This is a genomic window from Sphingobacterium lumbrici (genome assembly GCF_006476045.1).
Taxonomy (GTDB): Bacteria; Bacteroidota; Bacteroidia; order Sphingobacteriales; family Sphingobacteriaceae; genus Sphingobacterium; species Sphingobacterium lumbrici.
This window is the reverse complement of the sequence record NZ_SRZY01000011.1, coordinates 577,588-595,132: the sequence shown is the minus strand read 5'-3', so window position 1 is coordinate 595,132 and position 17,545 is coordinate 577,588. Positions and strand designations below refer to the sequence as shown.

Annotated in this window: 17 protein-coding genes and 5 tRNA genes; 7 read left to right on the top strand and 15 right to left on the bottom strand. The window is 38.7% G+C overall.

Annotation, left to right across the window (positions count from 1 at the left end; genetic code table 11):
• Positions 1 to 54: 54 nt before the first annotated feature.
• The 13 genes from rpoB to E4F24_RS04775 all read right to left on the bottom strand — a co-directional run bounded on the left by rpoB (position 55) and on the right by E4F24_RS04775 (position 9,142).
• Positions 55 to 3,864 carry a DNA-directed RNA polymerase subunit beta gene (rpoB, locus tag E4F24_RS04835; RefSeq protein ID WP_140937526.1) on the bottom strand — a complete coding sequence of 1,270 codons (3,810 nt, stop codon included), beginning with the start codon at positions 3,862 to 3,864 and terminating at the stop codon, positions 55 to 57.
• A gap of 162 nt (positions 3,865 to 4,026) precedes the next feature.
• Positions 4,027 to 4,404, bottom strand: coding sequence for a 50S ribosomal protein L7/L12 (rplL, locus tag E4F24_RS04830; RefSeq protein ID WP_002992785.1), 378 nt, complete (start codon positions 4,402 to 4,404; stop codon positions 4,027 to 4,029).
• A 77-nt stretch (positions 4,405 to 4,481) separates the two neighbouring features.
• Positions 4,482 to 5,000, bottom strand: coding sequence for a 50S ribosomal protein L10 (gene rplJ, locus E4F24_RS04825; RefSeq protein ID WP_140937525.1), 519 nt, complete (start codon positions 4,998 to 5,000; stop codon positions 4,482 to 4,484).
• Between the two features lie 2 nt (positions 5,001 to 5,002).
• A complete protein-coding gene (rplA, locus tag E4F24_RS04820; protein ID WP_136900962.1) occupies positions 5,003 to 5,701 on the bottom strand; it encodes a 50S ribosomal protein L1 in 699 nt (232 codons plus the stop codon).
• A gap of 22 nt (positions 5,702 to 5,723) precedes the next feature.
• Positions 5,724 to 6,167, bottom strand: a complete 444-nt coding sequence (gene rplK, locus E4F24_RS04815; RefSeq protein ID WP_136900961.1) for a 50S ribosomal protein L11 — start codon at positions 6,165 to 6,167, stop codon at positions 5,724 to 5,726.
• Between the two features lie 224 nt (positions 6,168 to 6,391).
• Positions 6,392 to 6,937, bottom strand: coding sequence for a transcription termination/antitermination protein NusG (gene nusG / locus E4F24_RS04810; protein WP_140937524.1), 546 nt, complete (start codon positions 6,935 to 6,937; stop codon positions 6,392 to 6,394).
• A 19-nt stretch (positions 6,938 to 6,956) separates the two neighbouring features.
• Complete coding sequence (gene secE / locus E4F24_RS04805; RefSeq protein ID WP_136900959.1) at positions 6,957 to 7,151, bottom strand: preprotein translocase subunit SecE; 195 nt, start codon at positions 7,149 to 7,151, stop codon at positions 6,957 to 6,959.
• Positions 7,152 to 7,175: 24 nt separating this feature from the next.
• Positions 7,176 to 7,246: transfer RNA gene (locus E4F24_RS04800), tRNA-Trp, on the bottom strand.
• 162 nt (positions 7,247 to 7,408) lie between these two features.
• A complete protein-coding gene (gene tuf, locus E4F24_RS04795; protein ID WP_140937523.1) occupies positions 7,409 to 8,593 on the bottom strand; it encodes an elongation factor Tu in 1,185 nt (394 codons plus the stop codon).
• Between the two features lie 74 nt (positions 8,594 to 8,667).
• Positions 8,668 to 8,739 (bottom strand) — tRNA-Thr (locus E4F24_RS04790).
• 92 nt (positions 8,740 to 8,831) lie between these two features.
• Positions 8,832 to 8,904: transfer RNA gene (locus E4F24_RS04785), tRNA-Gly, on the bottom strand.
• A gap of 59 nt (positions 8,905 to 8,963) precedes the next feature.
• A tRNA-Tyr gene (locus E4F24_RS04780) sits at positions 8,964 to 9,044 on the bottom strand.
• 25 nt (positions 9,045 to 9,069) lie between these two features.
• A tRNA-Thr gene (locus E4F24_RS04775) sits at positions 9,070 to 9,142 on the bottom strand.
• 494 nt (positions 9,143 to 9,636) lie between these two features.
• Here E4F24_RS04775 and E4F24_RS04770 point away from each other — a divergent pair.
• On the top strand, positions 9,637 to 10,776 hold the full coding sequence (locus E4F24_RS04770) for a BamA/TamA family outer membrane protein (protein WP_140937522.1): 1,140 nt from the start codon (positions 9,637 to 9,639) through the stop codon (positions 10,774 to 10,776).
• Here the strand turns inward: E4F24_RS04770 and E4F24_RS04765 are convergent.
• Entirely contained in the window at positions 10,773 to 11,192 is a 420-nt protein-coding gene (locus E4F24_RS04765) for a hypothetical protein (RefSeq protein WP_140937521.1), read from the bottom strand. The two genes, E4F24_RS04770 and E4F24_RS04765, sit on opposite strands and share 4 nt — an antisense overlap.
• A gap of 462 nt (positions 11,193 to 11,654) precedes the next feature.
• Between E4F24_RS04765 and E4F24_RS04760 the strand changes: the two genes are divergently transcribed.
• A complete protein-coding gene (locus E4F24_RS04760) occupies positions 11,655 to 12,503 on the top strand; it encodes a transglutaminase-like domain-containing protein (protein ID WP_140937520.1) in 849 nt (282 codons plus the stop codon).
• Here the strand turns inward: E4F24_RS04760 and E4F24_RS04755 are convergent.
• Positions 12,500 to 13,618, bottom strand: coding sequence for a hypothetical protein (locus E4F24_RS04755; protein WP_140937519.1), 1,119 nt, complete (start codon positions 13,616 to 13,618; stop codon positions 12,500 to 12,502). The genes E4F24_RS04760 and E4F24_RS04755 overlap by 4 nt on opposite strands.
• Before the next feature lie 207 nt (positions 13,619 to 13,825).
• On the opposite strand from E4F24_RS04755, the gene E4F24_RS04750 reads away from it, so the two are divergent.
• The 5 genes from E4F24_RS04750 to E4F24_RS04730 all read left to right on the top strand — a co-directional run bounded on the left by E4F24_RS04750 (position 13,826) and on the right by E4F24_RS04730 (position 17,349).
• On the top strand, positions 13,826 to 14,488 hold the full coding sequence (locus E4F24_RS04750; RefSeq protein WP_140937518.1) for an epoxyqueuosine reductase QueH: 663 nt from the start codon (positions 13,826 to 13,828) through the stop codon (positions 14,486 to 14,488).
• A gap of 70 nt (positions 14,489 to 14,558) precedes the next feature.
• Entirely contained in the window at positions 14,559 to 15,101 is a 543-nt protein-coding gene (locus E4F24_RS04745; protein ID WP_140937517.1) for a YceD family protein, read from the top strand.
• Positions 15,102 to 15,116: 15 nt separating this feature from the next.
• The gene (rpmF, locus tag E4F24_RS04740) at positions 15,117 to 15,308 is read left to right on the top strand and encodes a 50S ribosomal protein L32 (RefSeq protein ID WP_136819611.1); all 192 of its coding nucleotides are present in this window, start codon (positions 15,117 to 15,119) and stop codon (positions 15,306 to 15,308) included.
• Positions 15,309 to 15,414: 106 nt separating this feature from the next.
• The gene (plsX, locus tag E4F24_RS04735) at positions 15,415 to 16,353 is read left to right on the top strand and encodes a phosphate acyltransferase PlsX (protein ID WP_140937516.1); all 939 of its coding nucleotides are present in this window, start codon (positions 15,415 to 15,417) and stop codon (positions 16,351 to 16,353) included.
• Between the two features lie 6 nt (positions 16,354 to 16,359).
• Positions 16,360 to 17,349, top strand: coding sequence for a beta-ketoacyl-ACP synthase III (locus E4F24_RS04730; protein WP_140937515.1), 990 nt, complete (start codon positions 16,360 to 16,362; stop codon positions 17,347 to 17,349).
• The last annotated feature ends 196 nt before the right edge of the window (positions 17,350 to 17,545 follow it).

Below are 17,545 nucleotides of genomic sequence, written 5' to 3'. Positions count from 1 at the left end.
AAGCTTTAAAGAAGCTTAACAGATGGTTCCATCCGTTAAGCCCTATTTGCTTGATTAATCTAATGTGATATCTAAACCTAATCCACGCAACTCATGTACCAATACGTTGAACGATTCTGGTACCGATGGAGTTGGCAAATTGTTACCCTTCACGATTGCTTCGTAAGTTTTAGCACGACCTACTACATCATCGGATTTCACAGTCAAGATCTCCTGAAGGATATTAGATGCACCGAATGCCTCCAATGCCCAAACCTCCATCTCACCGAAACGCTGACCACCAAATTGTGCTTTACCACCCAATGGTTGTTGTGTAATCAATGAATAAGGTCCGATCGAACGTGCGTGCATTTTATCATCTACCATGTGACCTAATTTCAACATGTAAATCACGCCGACAGTAGTAGGTTGATCAAAACGCTCTCCCGTTAACCCGTTGTAAAGATAGGTACGGCCTGATTTAGGCAATTCCGCTTTTGCTACCCACTCCTCTACTTGGCCCATTTCAGCACCATCGAAGATTGGCGTAGCGAACTTCATTCCTAATTTTTGACCTGCCCATCCAAGAACCGTTTCATAAATCTGACCTAAGTTCATACGAGAAGGTACACCTAATGGATTCAATACGATATCTACCGGCGTTCCGTCTTCTAAGAAAGGCATATCTTCATCACGTACGATACGTGCGACAATACCTTTATTACCGTGACGACCAGCCATCTTATCTCCTACTTTCAATTTACGTTTCTTTGCCACGTAAACTTTAGCCATTTGAACAATACCTGATGGAAGTTCATCCCCTACCGAGATCGCGAATTTATCGCGTTTGAAAGCTCCTAACTCTTCGTTATACTTAATATTGTAGTTATGAAGAGACATTTTAATCATCTCATTCTTTTCATCATCAGTAGTCCAACCTGTTGGATTGATGTGTGCATAATCCAAATCCGTTAGGATTTTCTGCGTAAATTTCGCACCCTTTGCTACCAATAATTCGCGATAAGAATTATAAACACCTTGACTGGTTTTACCGTTTACAATAGTAAATAGTTTGTCTACCAAGCGCTCTTTTAGTGATCTTAGGTTCTTATCGTGTGCTACTTCCAATTTCTCTAAAGCTTTTCTTTCGACTTCTTTAGACATCTTCTTAGCACGTGAGAATAATTTAGTATCAATTACAACACCTTTAATCGAAGGAGGAGTTTTTAAAGAGGCATCTTTAACATCGCCCGCCTTATCACCGAATATAGCACGTAATAATTTTTCTTCCGGAGAAGGATCTGATTCACCTTTAGGTGTAATCTTACCGATCAAAATATCACCCTCACCTACTTCCGCTCCGATACGAATGATACCATTCTCATCCAGATCTTTAGTAGCTTCTTCCGATACGTTAGGAATATCCGCCGTCAATTCTTCTTCACCACGTTTTGTATCACGAACCTCTAATTCGAATTCTTCAATGTGTAATGAAGTGAAAATATCCTGAGATACCACACGTTCAGAAATTACGATCGCATCCTCAAAGTTGTATCCCTGCCAAGGCATGAATGCTACTTTTAAGTTACGTCCTAATGCCAATTCACCATCTTCAGTCGCATAACCTTCACAAAGCACTTGACCTTTAGTAACTTTTTGCCCTTTTCTAACGATAGGTTTTAAGTTGATACAAGTATTCTGATTGGTTTTCTTGAATTTGATCAATCGATATGTTCTAATATCATCGTCAAATGAAACTAGACGATCATCTTCGTTACGTTCGTAACGAATTTTTATTTCTTGTGCATCTACGTATTCTACGACACCGTTTCCTTCTGCGTTAATTAATGTCCGAGAATCTGAAGCCACGCGGCCTTCTAATCCGGTTCCTACAATAGGAGCTTGAGGACGTAACAATGGAACAGCTTGACGTTGCATGTTAGATCCCATCAAGGCACGGTTGGCATCATCATGCTCCAAGAAAGGAATCAAAGACGCCGCAATAGATGTAATCTGATTAGGGGCAACATCCATATAGTCTAATTTCTCAGGCACGATAATCGGGAAATCACCCTCATACCTCGCTTTTACTTTAGCTTCTAAATAGTTACCGTTATCATCGTATTGTGCATTTGCTTGCGCAATAGTTTTACCGTCTTCATCTTCCGCAGATAAATATACCACTGGTTCATCCACAACAACTTTACCATCTCTTACAATACGGTAAGGAGTTTCGATGAAACCTAAGTTGTTAATCTTAGCATGTACAGATAGAGAAGAAATCAAACCGATATTTGGTCCCTCTGGAGTTTCAATCGTACAAAGACGACCGTAGTGTGTATAGTGAACGTCACGCACCTCAAAACCGGCACGTTCGCGCGACAGACCACCTGGACCTAAAGCTGACAAACGACGTTTGTGTGTTATCTCGGCTAACGGATTTGTTTGATCCATAAACTGAGAAAGCTGATTCGTTCCGAAGAACGAATTAATCACCGACGACAGTGTACGTGCATTAATCAAATCCGTAGGTGTAAACACCTCGTTGTCGCGGATATTCATACGCTCACGGATTGTACGCGCCATACGAGCTAAACCAACTCCAAATTGAGCATATAACTGTTCACCTACCGTACGTACACGACGATTTGACAAGTGATCGATATCATCTACCTCAGCTTTAGAATTGATCAGGTTAATTAAGTATTTCACGATCGCGATAATATCTTGACGTGTCAATACTTTCGTTTCGGCAGCCGTATCCAATTGAAGCTTGCGGTTGATCCGGTAACGACCTACATCTCCTAAATCATAACGTTTATCAGAAAAGAATAAACGGTCGATGATACCACGAGCAGTTTCTTCATCAGGTGGTTCCGCATTACGCAATTGACGATAGATATGCTCTACCGCTTCCTTTTCAGAATTTGACGTATCTTTCTGTAAGGTATTATATATAATAGAATAGTCTGCATTGTTTGAATCATCATCTTTAGCCAAAATAATAGATTTTACACCGGCATCGATGATCAAGTCAATGTGATCTTCTTCTAGGACAGTTTCGCGTTCAAGTATAATTTCGTTACGATCGATAGATACAACTTCACCTGTATCTTCATCCACGAAATCTTCAATCCATTTTTTTAATACCCTAGCCGCCAAACGACGACCAACATATTTCTTTAAACCAGATTTACTAACTTTTACTTCATCTGCAAGGTCAAACAATTCTAAGATATCTTTATCCGAATCAAAACCGATTGCACGTAATAAAGTTGTAACTGGGAATTTCTTCTTACGATCGATATAGGCGTACATGACGTTGTTCACATCTGTCGCAAATTCGATCCAAGAACCTTTAAAAGGAATTACCCTAGCAGAATAAAGTTTAGTACCATTTGTGTGTCTACTCTGACCAAAGAATACACCAGGAGAGCGGTGTAATTGAGATACAATAACACGTTCAGCACCATTGATAACAAATGTACCTTTGGGAGTCATGTAAGGAATTGTACCTAAATATACATCTTGTACGATCGTTTCGAAATCTTCGTGTTCTTCATCATTACAAGATAATTTTAATTTTGCCTTCAACGGCACGCTGTACGTCAGACCACGCTCGATACACTCTTGGATATCATAGCGAGGTGGATCAATGAAATAATCCAAAAACTCGAGCACAAAAATGTTTCTTGAATCAGAAATAGGGAAGTTTTCCGCGAAAACCTTGTACAACCCTTCCTGATGGCGATTATCAGAAGTAGTTTCTAATTGAAAAAACTCCTTGAAAGACTGCAATTGCACATCCAAGAAATCGGGGTAATCAATTACCTTCTTACTTGTAGCAAAATTTACTCTTTCTTTTTGAATATTACTGTTTGCCAAGGGAATAAGATTTTAGTTTAAAAAAACTGAGCTTAACTGTGCTGTTCTGTTGTAAATGTAAAGAAGCCAGCACTACCTCTTCACAAGACTTATAGTATAAAACAGGAATAGACTCTGATAGATAGTCTATCAGAGTCTAACCTTTTAGGGCTCTATGTGAGATTACTTAATCTCAACAACAGCTCCAGCTTCTTCTAATTGTTTTTTCAAAGCTTCTGCTTCGTCTTTAGAAACACCAGCTTTTAATTCTTTAGGAGCGCCGTCAACTAAATCTTTAGCTTCTTTCAAACCTAGACCAGCTAAATCTTTAACTAATTTAACTACTGCTAATTTTTGACCACCAGCTTCTTTCAAGATTACATCGAAAGATGTTTTCTCTTCAGCCGCAGCAGCACCACCTTCAGCAGGAGCAGCAGCAACTGCAACAGCAGCAGCAGCAGGCTCGATACCATATTCGTCTTTTAGGATATCAGCTAATTCCTTAACTTCTTTTACTGTTAAGTTTACTAACTGTTCAGCAAGTTGTTTTAAATCTGCCATTTTATTTTGATTTTTTGAATTTACTTAATAAATGTTGTTAATTAATATTACGAACTTTTAATTTATTGAGGCGTTCGTTATCCTCTTTGTTCTAAAGCTTTTACTAAACCTGAAATAGTATTTCCGCCCGATTGAAGTGCAGAAATAACATTCTTCGCTGGTGATTGAAGCGCTGCGATAATGTCTGCAACAAGCTCATCCTTAGATTTAAGGGTAACTAATGCATTCAATTGATCGTCACCTACGAAAGCTGTTTCTTGAATATATGCTGCTTTTAATACAGGCTTGTCACCTGATTTGCGCAATTCTTTAATCAACTTCGCAGGCGCATTTCCTACTTCAGAGAACAACAATGTAGAAGCACCTTTGAGTACACTACGCAATTCTTCTGAATCGATCCCTGCTTCAACAAGCGCCTTCTCAATTAATGAGTTTTTAGCCACTTGGATGATGATCCCTTGCTCGTAACACTTGCGACGAATTCCATTGATCTTGTCAACAGTTAAATCAGCTGTGTCAGTAATATAAAAATTACCAAAAGATTTAATCTGTTCGGCCAAAGCTTGAACAATTTCTTGTTTTTCTTCTTTTCTCATGATTAAATTCCAGCTACTGATTTAGTTTCGATATGAATACCGGGACTCATTGTTGATGAGATATGGATACTCTTGAAGTATGTTCCCTTAGCTGCCGAAGGTTTTAATTTTGCAATAGTTTGTAATACCTCTAAAGCATTATCATAAATCTTCTCCGCAGGGAAAGACACTTTTCCAACTGAAGTGTGGATGATACCGGTTTTGTCAACTTTGAAATCGATCTTACCGCCTTTTACATCTGTTACAGCTTTACCTACCTCTGTAGTTACTGTACCAGTTTTAGGATTTGGCATTAAGTTTCTCGGGCCTAAAATACGCCCCAATTTACCCACTTTTGCCATTACACTAGGCATGGTAATAATGATGTCAACGTCAGTCCAACCACCTTCGATTTTGCTGATATAGTCGTCAAGACCTACGTAATCCGCACCAGCAGCTTTAGCCTCTTCCTCCTTATCAGGAGTACATAATACTAAAACACGCACAGTTTTACCGGTTCCGTGAGGTAATGTCGCAATACCACGAACCATTTGATTCGCTTTACGTGGATCTACGCCTAAACGAACGTCGATATCCACTGAAGCATCAAATTTAGTTGTCGTAATATCTTTTACTAAAGCCGCAGCTTCTTGTAAAGAATACGCCTTACCAGCTTCAATTTTGGATAGTGCCGCTTTTTGATTTTTTGTTAATCTAGCCACTTTCTTAAACTGATTTCGTTAATTAATTTTTCCAAGGAGCGTCACCTGAAACAGTGATACCCATACTACGCGCCGTTCCAGCTACCATTTTCATAGCTGACTCTACAGTAAATGCATTCAAATCCGGCATTTTATCTTTAGCGATAACCTCAACCTGTTCCCAAGTTACCGAAGCAACTTTTTTACGGTTAGGCTCACCAGATCCACTTTTTAATTTAGCAGCATCTTTCAATTGAATAGCTACCGGTGGAGTTTTGATGATAAAATCAAATGATTTGTCTGCATAAACAGTAATGACAACAGGTAAAACCTGACCGGGTTTGTCTTGCGTACGAGCATTGAACTGCTTACAGAAATCCATAATATTCACACCTTTAGCACCTAAAGCAGGTCCTACTGGAGGAGATGGATTGGCTGCACCGCCCTTAACTTGTAATTTTACTAACGCACTGACTTCTTTTGCCATTTTGTTATAAATTTAATGTGTTAAATGTTTGTTAGTAAGTTGGAAGCAAATAACGTAACATTTATTCATCTGATCTTAAAACATGGTTTTGCAACCAAATGAGGTGCAAAGATATACAATATATTAATCACAAACAAATTAATATACAAATATTTCTTATCCCATTATATATAAAGAGAGCCCTTCTGATTTTTCAGAAGGGCTCTCTTTATACAAAAAATATCTTATTCCTTTTCTACTTGCATATAGTTAAGTTCCAATGGAGTTTTACGACCAAAAACTTTAACCATTACCGTTAGTTTCTTTTTATCTTCGTGAACTTCTTCAATTTCACCAGTAAAGCCATTAAATGGACCGTCTACCACTTTCACAGCTTCTCCTACGTAATAGGCAACATTAATAGTCTCCCCTTGCTCAGCCATCTCATCCACTTTACCCAAAATACGGTTTATTTCAGCTTGGCGAAGTGGAATAGCATTACCAGCTTTATCTCCTAAGAAACCGATTACGCTATTCAAATTCTTGATTACGTGCTCGATCTCACCATCTAAAGCAGCTTCGATAAGCACATATCCAGGATAGTAATTACGCTCTTTAGCCACCTTTTTACCATCACGCATTTGATAGTATTTTTCCATAGGTATTAAAACCTGAGGAACCAAATGCTGAATACCAAGACGACTTACTTCAGCCTCTATATATTGCTTTACTTTTTTTTCCTTACCACTTACAGCACGCACTACGTACCATTTCAAACTTTGATCAGCCATAGATATTTGATTGATAAAATTAAGAAGCTGTACCGTACAACACCTCTAACACGTTACTTGAAGCTTTATCCATCACAAAAATAATCAGTGCGATTAAAACAGATGCAACAAGTACAACAACTGCATGATTTTGCAACTGAGACCAAGTAGGCCAAGTTACCTTCTCCGTAATCTCAACATAAGAGTCTTTAAAAAAATCAAGTACTTTAGCCATTAGTAGTTACTTAAGTTATGTTAGCACGGGCACAAGGATTCGAACCCTGATCGAAGGTTTTGGAGACCTCTATTCTACCATTGAACTATGCCCGTGTAGTTATTATTTCAATGCTGCAAATATAGTGTTTACGATACATTACAGCAAATATTATTTACTTTTTTTTAGTGCTAAGCGACCCCAGATCTCTTAGAAAAAATAAGCTAATCAGCATCAGCCAATTAGCTTATTTTTATATTTAGTATAATCTATAAAGACTATAAAATTTCAGTTACCTGACCAGCACCTACTGTACGACCACCCTCACGGATAGCGAAACGTAGACCTTTTTCCATAGCGATAGGAGAAATCAACTTAACTGTGATTGTAACGTTATCACCTGGCATAACCATCTCAGTACCTTCAGCTAGTGAAATCTCACCAGTAACGTCTGTTGTACGGAAATAGAATTGAGGACGGTATTTGTTAAAGAATGGAGTATGACGTCCACCTTCAGCTTTTGACAATACGTAAACTTCAGCTTTGAAGTGATCGTGAGGAGTTACAGAACCTGGTTTACAGATAACCATACCACGACGGATATCAGTTTTCTCAATACCACGCAACAATAAACCTACGTTATCACCAGCTTCACCGTAATCTAATATTTTACGGAACATCTCCACACCTGTTACTGTAGATTTTAAGTTTTCAGCACCCATACCTAAGATCTCAACTGGATCACCAGAGTTGATTACACCTCTTTCGATACGACCTGTTGCTACAGTACCACGACCTGTGATAGAGAAAACATCTTCTACTGGCATCAAGAAAGGAAGCTCAGTCAAACGTGGAGGAATTGGAATGTAGTTATCTACAGCATCCATTAATTCCATGATTTTTTCAACCCACTCAGGCTCACCATTCAATGCACCTAAAGCAGAACCTTTGATTACAGGAATATCATCACCTGGGTATTCGTAGAATGATAATAATTCACGAACTTCCATTTCAACTAAGTCTAACAACTCTTCGTCATCAACTAAGTCAGTTTTGTTCATGAAAACAACTAATGCAGGAACACCTACCTGGCGAGCCAATAAGATGTGCTCACGAGTTTGAGGCATAGGACCGTCAGTAGCAGCTACTACGATGATCGCACCATCCATTTGAGCAGCACCAGTAACCATGTTTTTCACGTAATCCGCGTGACCTGGACAGTCAACGTGTGCGTAGTGACGGTTAGCTGTTGAATACTCAACGTGCGCTGTATTAATTGTAATACCACGTTCTTTTTCTTCAGGAGCAGAGTCAATTGAATCAAATGAACGAGCTTCTGATAAACCTTTATCAGCCAATACTTTAGTGATAGCTGCAGTTGTAGTAGTTTTACCGTGGTCAACGTGACCGATTGTACCAATGTTTAAGTGTGGTTTACTACGGTCAAATTTCTCTTTTGCCATGTTTATGCGAATTAGTAATTATTAAATATTTCTTTATTAAATTCTTTACAAAGTCAACAAACTTAAATTATTCGAGCCAAAGATGGGATTTGAACCCACGACCTCTTCCTTACCAAGGAAGTGCTCTACCCCTGAGCTACTTCGGCTTCTTATCAAAAGCTTATTTACAGATTATTGCCTCCACCTTACATTACATGATTATCATGAAAGATAGAGACTTAAAATCTTGATATTAAAGAGCGGAAGACGAGGTTCGAACTCGCGACCTATAGCTTGGAAGGCTATCGCTCTACCAACTGAGCTACTTCCGCTTGCGTTCGCGTAATTGTAGCAAGATTTTCACCTGCAACAATCCGCAAACTATTTAGTGTGGAGGGAGAAGGATTCGAACCTTCGAAGCCGAAGCAACGGATTTACAGTCCGTCCCATTTGACCGCTCTGGAACCCCTCCAGACCAGCAACTTACGTCGCTTTAGAGCCTCCTATCGGGATCGAACCAATGACCTACTGATTACAAGTCAGTTGCTCTACCAGCTGAGCTAAGGAGGCTAATATTTTCTTCTTTTAATATAATCTCTAAGAACAATCTGTTCTCTCGAACAGCGAGTGCAAAAATCAAAATTTAATTTCACTTTTGCAAGAGTATTTTAAAAAAAGTTTTTTCTTTAAAAGAACGATTCAAAAACGAATTCAAGTATAACCCTTATTTTGTTTTCGATGACGCAAAGATAGGCACTAAAAGGACTTTACAAAATTATTTTCCAAAAAAAACACACTCATTCTTTTCATTGCACTGATATGCAACGAAATAATTTTCAATCCCAATTCCATCTTCTTATTCCGAAATATTTGGATTATATTTCATTAGTACTTTTTTATTAAGCATTATTCATTTGTGTCTGCCTTTAAAAGCAGACATGAGCGCTTCGCGGTTATTTATTTATATTTGCTTTCAATGGCATCAATGAACTCATTACATTCGGTTCGTGAATGCAAAGCATTTTATCTAAGTTTGAAACACGTAAAAATGATATCAAAACTACATGAAACGAAATTTTATTTTTTGTCTTTGCACTTTATTATCCCTCCCCTTAGTCGCCCAAGAAAACAATAATTTTATAAAAAGGACTATCAAACAGTTTTTATCATCTAAAAAAGATTCCTCCAGAGGAGCAAGTTTCATCGCTTTACCCGCTATAGGCTACGCACAAGAATCAGGATTTGAATACGGATTCGCTTCTACCTATAATTTTTATACCGACAAATCGGATTTAAACAGCCGCACATCTAATCTGACACTGATGGCAACCATGACCACCAAGCAACAGAAAAACATCAAACTAACATCAGATATCTGGACGAAAAACAACGACTATCATATTATTTCCGAATTAAGATTTAGAGATTGGCCGTTCAATTTTTACGGTATTGGCAACAAAACATTACTCATAGATGAAGACTATATCGACCAAGAACTCTTCAGAGCGAAGTTCGATATCGAAAAGAAAATATCGCCAAAGCTCTACCTTGGAGTAAATGCGAATTTTGAACATTTCTCCTTTACGGATGAAGAGCCTGGAGGCATTTTCGAATCAAATGAAGTGTTAGGCAAAACAGGTGGAAAATACATCGCATTAGGGGCATCTGCATTATTCGACACCCGGAATAACACAACTTACTCCACATCGGGCCTTTACAGCCGAATAAAATATGCTTATGCTCCCAACTTCTGGGACGGAGATAATTTCACAGGCAGTCAAATCGAATTGGATGTCAGATACTTCTATCCCCTCACGCCCAAATTAACAACCGCTATCCAGACACTATACAGAACTTCCTTCGGCAAAGACATACCTTTCTACGCCTTTAGAGATCTAGGAGGTGACATGACGATGAGAGGGTATTATCTGGGACGTTATAAAGACAAGAGTTACACGGCTACACAGGCAGAACTACGCTATAGAATAATTCCAAGACTCGGAGCTGTTGTCTTTGGTGGTACAGGAAGCACGTTCTCCCCTCAGCACAACCTACGGCTAGTACCTTCATTTGGCGGAGGGATACGTTATTTCTTTAGTTTAGAGCACAACAGCACGATCCGACTGGATTATGCACATGGAGAAAAGAGATCGGGAGAAAAAAGACAGTCTGGCTTTTACCTAAGCATCAGTGAAGCCTTTTAGTATTTCCAAAACGGGAAACGGAGCTTAAAATGCTCCTTACGCTGCCCTTCCCGATGACACACTATTCCAAAATAGAACAGATCTATCGTAATGGTAATGGAATCTTCTTTACTTAGCAGATTCCACATTTTTGTGGTAGACGCGTTCTTATGTATATCCCTTAAAAACAGAAATGTAAAATGATGCTGTAGGTCCACAACCTCCTCTAAATCTAGCTTTTCAATGGAAACATCAAGCGCTCCACTCCATACAGATTGATCCTGTTTTATTGCTACTCCATAATATGCTGCAATTTCTTCAATAAGAAGATCAGATTTACTACCCCCTGTAGCTTTCTGTTTAGCTGATGCGTAAATCACCTCATCTGCCAACCTATAAACAAAAGGGGAATGTGTACCGTGTCTACTATTAGACAATATAAAATGCAATATCGACCGAAAGAAAAATAACATCGCGACAAACTTAATTATTGTTTTCCAAAGAATTTACGATGTGTCTGTTTTAATACCCTGAGTCCGTGTATTAGCACCTATTTGATACCGCTTAGCACCTGAGATATCCTTTCTTCGCACCATACAGCAAGTATATCAACTATGCGAGCACACTAAAACCACTTCGAATCCGTGCTAGACTCGGACTCAGCACGGACTCACTACGGAGTTAGCACGGACACATCTTCTATCTGCTACGAAGAGGCCATGACTCTTTCCCGAACATATAACGACTATAAGCCGAACACGATGTCTCGTCTACTATCTCAAAATTGCAAAACAAACACACTTCCCTTACCTTCATTGGAAACCGACCTTTAAAGCACCAAAATCAACACAATTCAAGCGACAACTTGTTATCTAAATAATTTTTCGTTAAATTCGACTATGAAGGAGAAGGAACTAAAGGCGTTGATTTCTTTACTAGACGATCCTGACAGTGAAATATTCAGTCAGGTTGAGCAGCATCTTGTGACTTGTGGCCCGGAAGTTATACCTCTTTTGGAAGAATCCTGGGAAGCATCGTTTGACGTGCTGTCACAAACGCGGATCGAGAACATTATACATCGGATTCAATTTGATCAGATAAAACATGAACTCCAACTATGGAAAATAAGTAACAGTGATGATTTATTAGAAGGATTACTTATCATCAACCGATATCAATACCCCGCTCTTGATGAAGACATCGTACACTTTCAGATTGCGGAATTGCGCAGAAATGCCTGGTACCATCTCATGTATGATATGAGCCCAATTGAGAAAGTAAAACTATTAAATAACATCTTATTTAGGGAGTTTGGACTATCCGGCAATACAACGAATTACCACGATCCACAAAACTCTTTTATCCATAAAGTATTAGAATCCAAGAGGGGCAATCCAATCACATTATCCTGCATTTATGCGATCGTTGCTCAGAAGCTAGATATTCCGATTTACGGAATAAATCTACCTAAACATTTTGTGGTTGCGTACGTCGATAATGACACTGAAAACATACCGCTGTTTTATATCAACGTCTTCAATAGGGGACAAATCATGAAACAGGAAGACATCTTTTCTTTCCTTAAACAACTCAACCTTCCCCCATCAGATGACTATATCTTGCCATGTTCCAACTTAGCCATCGTAAAACGATTCTTACGTAATTTAATGACTGCCTATGAGAATCAAGGGAATACAGAAAAAAAAGACGAGATAAGCCTTTTGCTTCAAATCCTAGAAGAAAATTAAAGCCGGTTCACTCCTCGGGCATCAAGCGAAATAGATCGCGGCGTCTTCCCTCCCAGCCCTTCGAGTATTTGATCCGGAGCGACATTCCCCTGATCCTGCAACTTAAACCGTAAGACATTTTTCGTATCAGGGCCGGCATCCACTACATAAATAAACAAATTGTCATCACTATCACCCTCACGTGTATCTATTGCAACGTCTAGTGGCTGTTGAAGCTTCGTGTTAACCCCTGTAATGATACGCGTTGGTACGATTGTTCCCGAACTGGTATACTGCGAGAAATTTTCAAAGATAAAAATACGACCATCGCCCACAGAATTACCCGTGTAATCCGTAAGTGCTAATATATCCTTATGTTTAGAATACGATATTCCCCTAATATTATTCGCTCCGCTAACGCTTAATTCGTAAGAGGGGTTGACATTCAACAAGGTATCCACACCAAATGATGAAGGAAAATCCTTATAAACAACTACTCCCCCATTATTTCCGGTTTTTGCAAGCAACAGATCTGAGGACTCCATTTGAATACCCCATGGGCGATAGTCTAATCTTAGTTCATACTTCGGTAGCGTAAAGTTTCTTTTATTTTTAGGCTGATCAATGACAAACAGACTTATCGTGTCCGCGCCTAAATTGGTTATCAACAAATAATTATCAGTGACTCCTGTTGTATTTCCGGCGACAGTATGAACATAATACCACAATCCCCGCACATTATTGAATCTCCGATTCCCAATTACGTTACCATTTGATATCACCCCCTTATCACTTACATTCATCACATAAATCGACGTATCCTGATATGCAGACGAATTCATACTGCTCTGGAAAATACTCCTAGCAAAGGGGCTAAAATGTATTATTCTTCCTCCTTTAGCCGCAGACGAAAAAGTAGATAGTGGGTCTACTTTAAAATCCGCTGAATCGGCAGGTGTCACAACGAAAACATTACTCAACGCAGTCGTGGTCGAGTTATCCTCATATTCAGAGGTAGAAACATATAACCTTGAAATAGGCTTAAGGGCCTTAATTGGTTCGTCATCGTCACGTTGACAGCTGCTGACACAAATCAGGGAGATCAATAATACTATTACATATATATATCTATTCATTATAATGATTCGTATTTATTAGTGTTACAAACTTAGATAAAATGCTTTGCATTCACTAAAACCGAATAGCAAAAAAAACACAATTCGTAATTTAGTTTTATGTACATGCGATTTAAACGAAAAAAGCAATAATAACGCCACAAGTTTATATTATGTTTTAAAATATCATCGTATTTACTTAAAATTGTAACATCTGAAATAAAAACCATGGATAGCAATAACGAACTGACACGGGAAACACTAAGTCTCCCAAATGCTGGCAAAAAACTACTTTTACACTCCTGTTGCGCCCCTTGTGCAGGAGAAGTAATGGAAGCATTGATTTCCTCGAATATTGATTTTACAATCTATTTTTACAATCCAAATATCCATCCGCGTAAAGAATATGATATCCGTAAAGATGAAAACATTCGCTTTGCAGAAAAACATAATATTCCATTCATTGATGCAGATTATGATGTAGACAATTGGTTTGATCTAGCGAAGGGCATGGAGCACGAGCCTGAGCGAGGCATTCGTTGCACCATGTGCTTTGATATGCGTTTTGAGAAAACAGCGGAGTATGCGGCAGCGAATGGATTCGATGTCATATCGAGTTCGTTGGGCATTTCACGTTGGAAAAACATGGAACAGATCAATGATTGTGGGCTTCGCGCAGCATCCCAGTATCCTAATATGGATTACTGGACATTCAACTGGCGCAAAAAAGGGGGGGCTGCACGCATGCTGGAGATTAGCAAAAGGGAGAAGTTTTACATGCAGGAGTATTGCGGCTGTGCCTACTCGCTCCGCGACACCAATAAATGGCGAATGGCAAATGGCCGGGAGAAAATAGAATTGGGCACCAAATACTATGGTGAAGAAGGCTAAAAAAGTATTTTCATAAAAAATTGCAAAGTATAGTTAAAAAGATTAATTTTGCAGGCTCAAATACAAGATTGTGAAGTATCTAAAACAATATAGAATACCTTTTTCAGGCTTGACTGCGGGAAAGCACGATTTTGAGTTTGAAATAGATGATAAGTTCTTTGACTGCTACGCGCATTCATTAGTAAAAAATGGCAAGTTAAAAGCCCTGGTTCAATTACAGAAACAGGAAACCATGTTAATAGTCACCTTTAGTATCGAGGGAACGATAAAACTAACATGTGATGTTTGCCTTAATGAGTTTGACTCTCCGCTACAATTTAACGAGCGTTTGATAGTCAAGTTTGTAAATGAAGAATGGGATAACGACACGGAGGAAGTACTTGTACTATCTAAGACAGATTATGAATTGGATATTGCAGGTCTTTTATACGAATACATTAATGTCAGGGTCCCCTATTACGCGAAGTGTAGTGAGCAAAGCATAAATCTTACTTGTGATGCAGAAATGTTGTCAAAAATCAACAACAGCAACCAACAGGAAGAAGAATCATCAAGTGAAGAAGAGAAAATAGACCCACGTTGGGCAGCATTAAAGAATATTAAGAACAATTAAAAAACAAAATACGAGATGGCACATCCAAAGCGTAAGACTTCGAAATCGAGAAGAGACAAGAGAAGAACACATTATAAGGCAGAAGCACCTACATTAACAGTGTGTAAAGAAACTGGAGCAGTTCACTTACCTCACCGTGCGTATACTGTAGATGGCAATTTATACTACAACGGTAAATTAATTATTGAAAATACTGCAGTTGTCTAAAGTATATCTTTAAAAATTAAACATCCCAAATAAACGTAAAATTTGAATTTTATGCTTTACTTTGGGATGTTTTTTGCGTATTATTGATTTAGATAAATAATAACGAATGAGGATTGGTTTAGACGTATTAGGAGGAGATTATGCCCCTAATGCTACAATATTAGGCGCTATAGAAGCGCAAAAATCACTCGATAAAGACCAACATATTGTGTTGTTCGGCGACGAGGCTGACATCAAAAAGCGTATTGAAGAGACTGGAGCAGATTCATCTTTATTTGATTATGTACACGCTCCGGAGGTCATCTCCATGCACGAACATCCTACAAAAGCAATCTCGCAGAAGCCAAATTCAAGCATATCAAGAGGCTTTGAGTACCTGAAAGAAGGTAAGATAGATTCCTTTGCCTCAGCCGGTAATACCGGTGCGATGCTCGTTGGATCAATGTTCAGTATAAAAACTATACCCGGAGTAATGCGTCCTGCTATTGCGACGAATGTACCAAAATTAAAAAGCGGTTTCGGCATTTTACTTGATGTAGGAGCCAATGCAGATTGCAAACCCGAAATGTTAAATCAATTTGCCATTCTGGGAAGTCTTTACTCCGAATATGTGTACGGTGTGCAAAATCCAAAAGTAGGTCTTCTAAACATTGGTGAAGAAGAAGAAAAAGGCAACAATTTAACAATTTCAACCTATCCACTACTTAAAACAAATTCCAAAATCAATTTCATAGGCAATGCAGAAGGTAGAGACCTCTTTACCGATCATGCAGATGTTTATGTATGTGATGGCTATACAGGCAATGTCGTTTTAAAACTTGCTGAATCATTTTATGTAGTGACCTTAAAAAAGGGAATTAAAGATGATTTTTTTGATAGGTTCAACTATGAGCAATATGGGGGAAGCCCGGTATTAGGTGTAAATGCACCCGTAATAATAGGGCACGGCATCTCTACTCCTGAGGCTATTAAAAATATGGTATTACTATCAAAAGACATGATTGTATCAAAATTTATTGATAAGATCAAGTCTGCATTCAATTAAAAATATATGTCTAAAGTTCATGCGGCTATTACCGCTGTAAATGGTTATGTACCTGATTATATCCTGACCAACAAAGAGTTGGAATCAATGGTAGAAACGAATGACGAATGGATTGTCAGTCGCACAGGCATCAAAGAACGTCGTATTTTAAAAGGAGAAGGCTTAGCCACCTCTGATTTAGCTGTTCCGGCAGTAAAAGGATTGTTGGAAAAAAGAGGGATCTCAGCAGAAGAGATTGAATTAATCATTTTCTGCACCAGTACTCCCGACATGCTTTTCCCTGCTACAGCCAATATTTTAGCCGACAAAATAGGTGCAAAAAATGCCTGGGGCTACGATTTGCAAGCAGCCTGTTCTGGTTTTCTATTCGGATTAACTACAGGAGCACAATTCATCGAATCGGGTAAACATAAGAAGGTCCTTGTGGTAGGTGCTGATAAAATGTCTTCCGTTGTAAATTATACGGACCGTAATACCTGCATTTTATTTGGGGATGGCTGTGGTGTCGTGCTATTGGAACCAGATACCGAAGGTAATGGCTTTCAAGATTCACTTTTAAAAACAGATGGTTCCGGCGGACAGTTTCTTAACATAAAAGGCGGAGGCTCGTTATACCCTGCCTCACATCAAACCGTTGAAGCCGGACTGCACTATGCCTACCAAGAAGGTCGTACCGTATTCAAGTTCGCTGTTACAAATATGGCCGATGTTGCTGCCGAAGTAATGGAACGAAACAACTTAACTTCTGAAGATGTAGCTTGGTTAGTACCACATCAAGCAAATAAACGCATCATTGATGCGACGGCAGAGCGTGCCGGTTTACCTGAAGAAAAAGTAATGGTAAATATCCATAAATACGGAAATACAACAAGTGCCACTATTCCCATGTGTTTATGGGAATGGGAAGATAAATTAAAAAAAGGAGACAATTTAATATTAGCTGCTTTTGGTGGAGGATTCACCTGGGGATCAGTTTATTTAAAATGGGCTTATTAAGCCAATCTTTTTTATTATATTTCCTCAATAATTTATTTTTTAAAGGCAGAGAAGAACCGAGCCTGCGAGCTCGCCGAAGGTAAAGCGATAAACCGCCTAGCGCTCATTCATGCCATAAAAACGAACATTGATGAATAATTTGTATATAAAAACAAATTTATCTAAGTTTAAGAGCTAATTTTATAGAAAACATTAA

Bases quoted from the DNA above. Each gene is read 5' to 3' on its own strand.
- rplL (WP_002992785.1), bottom strand. From the start codon at position 4,404: ATGGCAGATTTAAAACAACTTGCTGAACAGTTAGTAAACTTAACAGTA.
- rplJ (WP_140937525.1), bottom strand. From the start codon at position 5,000: ATGAGAAAAGAAGAAAAACAAGAAATTGTTCAAGCTTTGGCCGAACAG.
- rplK (WP_136900961.1), bottom strand. From the start codon at position 6,167: ATGGCAAAAGAAGTCAGTGCGTTAGTAAAATTACAAGTTAAGGGCGGT.
- nusG (WP_140937524.1), bottom strand. From the start codon at position 6,937: ATGGCTGATCAAAGTTTGAAATGGTACGTAGTGCGTGCTGTAAGTGGT.
- secE (WP_136900959.1), bottom strand. From the start codon at position 7,151: ATGGCTAAAGTACTTGATTTTTTTAAAGACTCTTATGTTGAGATTACG.
- tuf (WP_140937523.1), bottom strand. From the start codon at position 8,593: ATGGCAAAAGAGAAATTTGACCGTAGTAAACCACACTTAAACATTGGT.
- E4F24_RS04770 (WP_140937522.1), top strand. From the start codon at position 9,637: ATGAAACGAAATTTTATTTTTTGTCTTTGCACTTTATTATCCCTCCCC.
- E4F24_RS04760 (WP_140937520.1), top strand. From the start codon at position 11,655: ATGAAGGAGAAGGAACTAAAGGCGTTGATTTCTTTACTAGACGATCCT.
- E4F24_RS04755 (WP_140937519.1), bottom strand. From the start codon at position 13,618: ATGAATAGATATATATATGTAATAGTATTATTGATCTCCCTGATTTGT.
- E4F24_RS04750 (WP_140937518.1), top strand. From the start codon at position 13,826: ATGGATAGCAATAACGAACTGACACGGGAAACACTAAGTCTCCCAAAT.
- rpmF (WP_136819611.1), top strand. From the start codon at position 15,117: ATGGCACATCCAAAGCGTAAGACTTCGAAATCGAGAAGAGACAAGAGA.
- plsX (WP_140937516.1), top strand. From the start codon at position 15,415: ATGAGGATTGGTTTAGACGTATTAGGAGGAGATTATGCCCCTAATGCT.
- E4F24_RS04730 (WP_140937515.1), top strand. From the start codon at position 16,360: ATGTCTAAAGTTCATGCGGCTATTACCGCTGTAAATGGTTATGTACCT.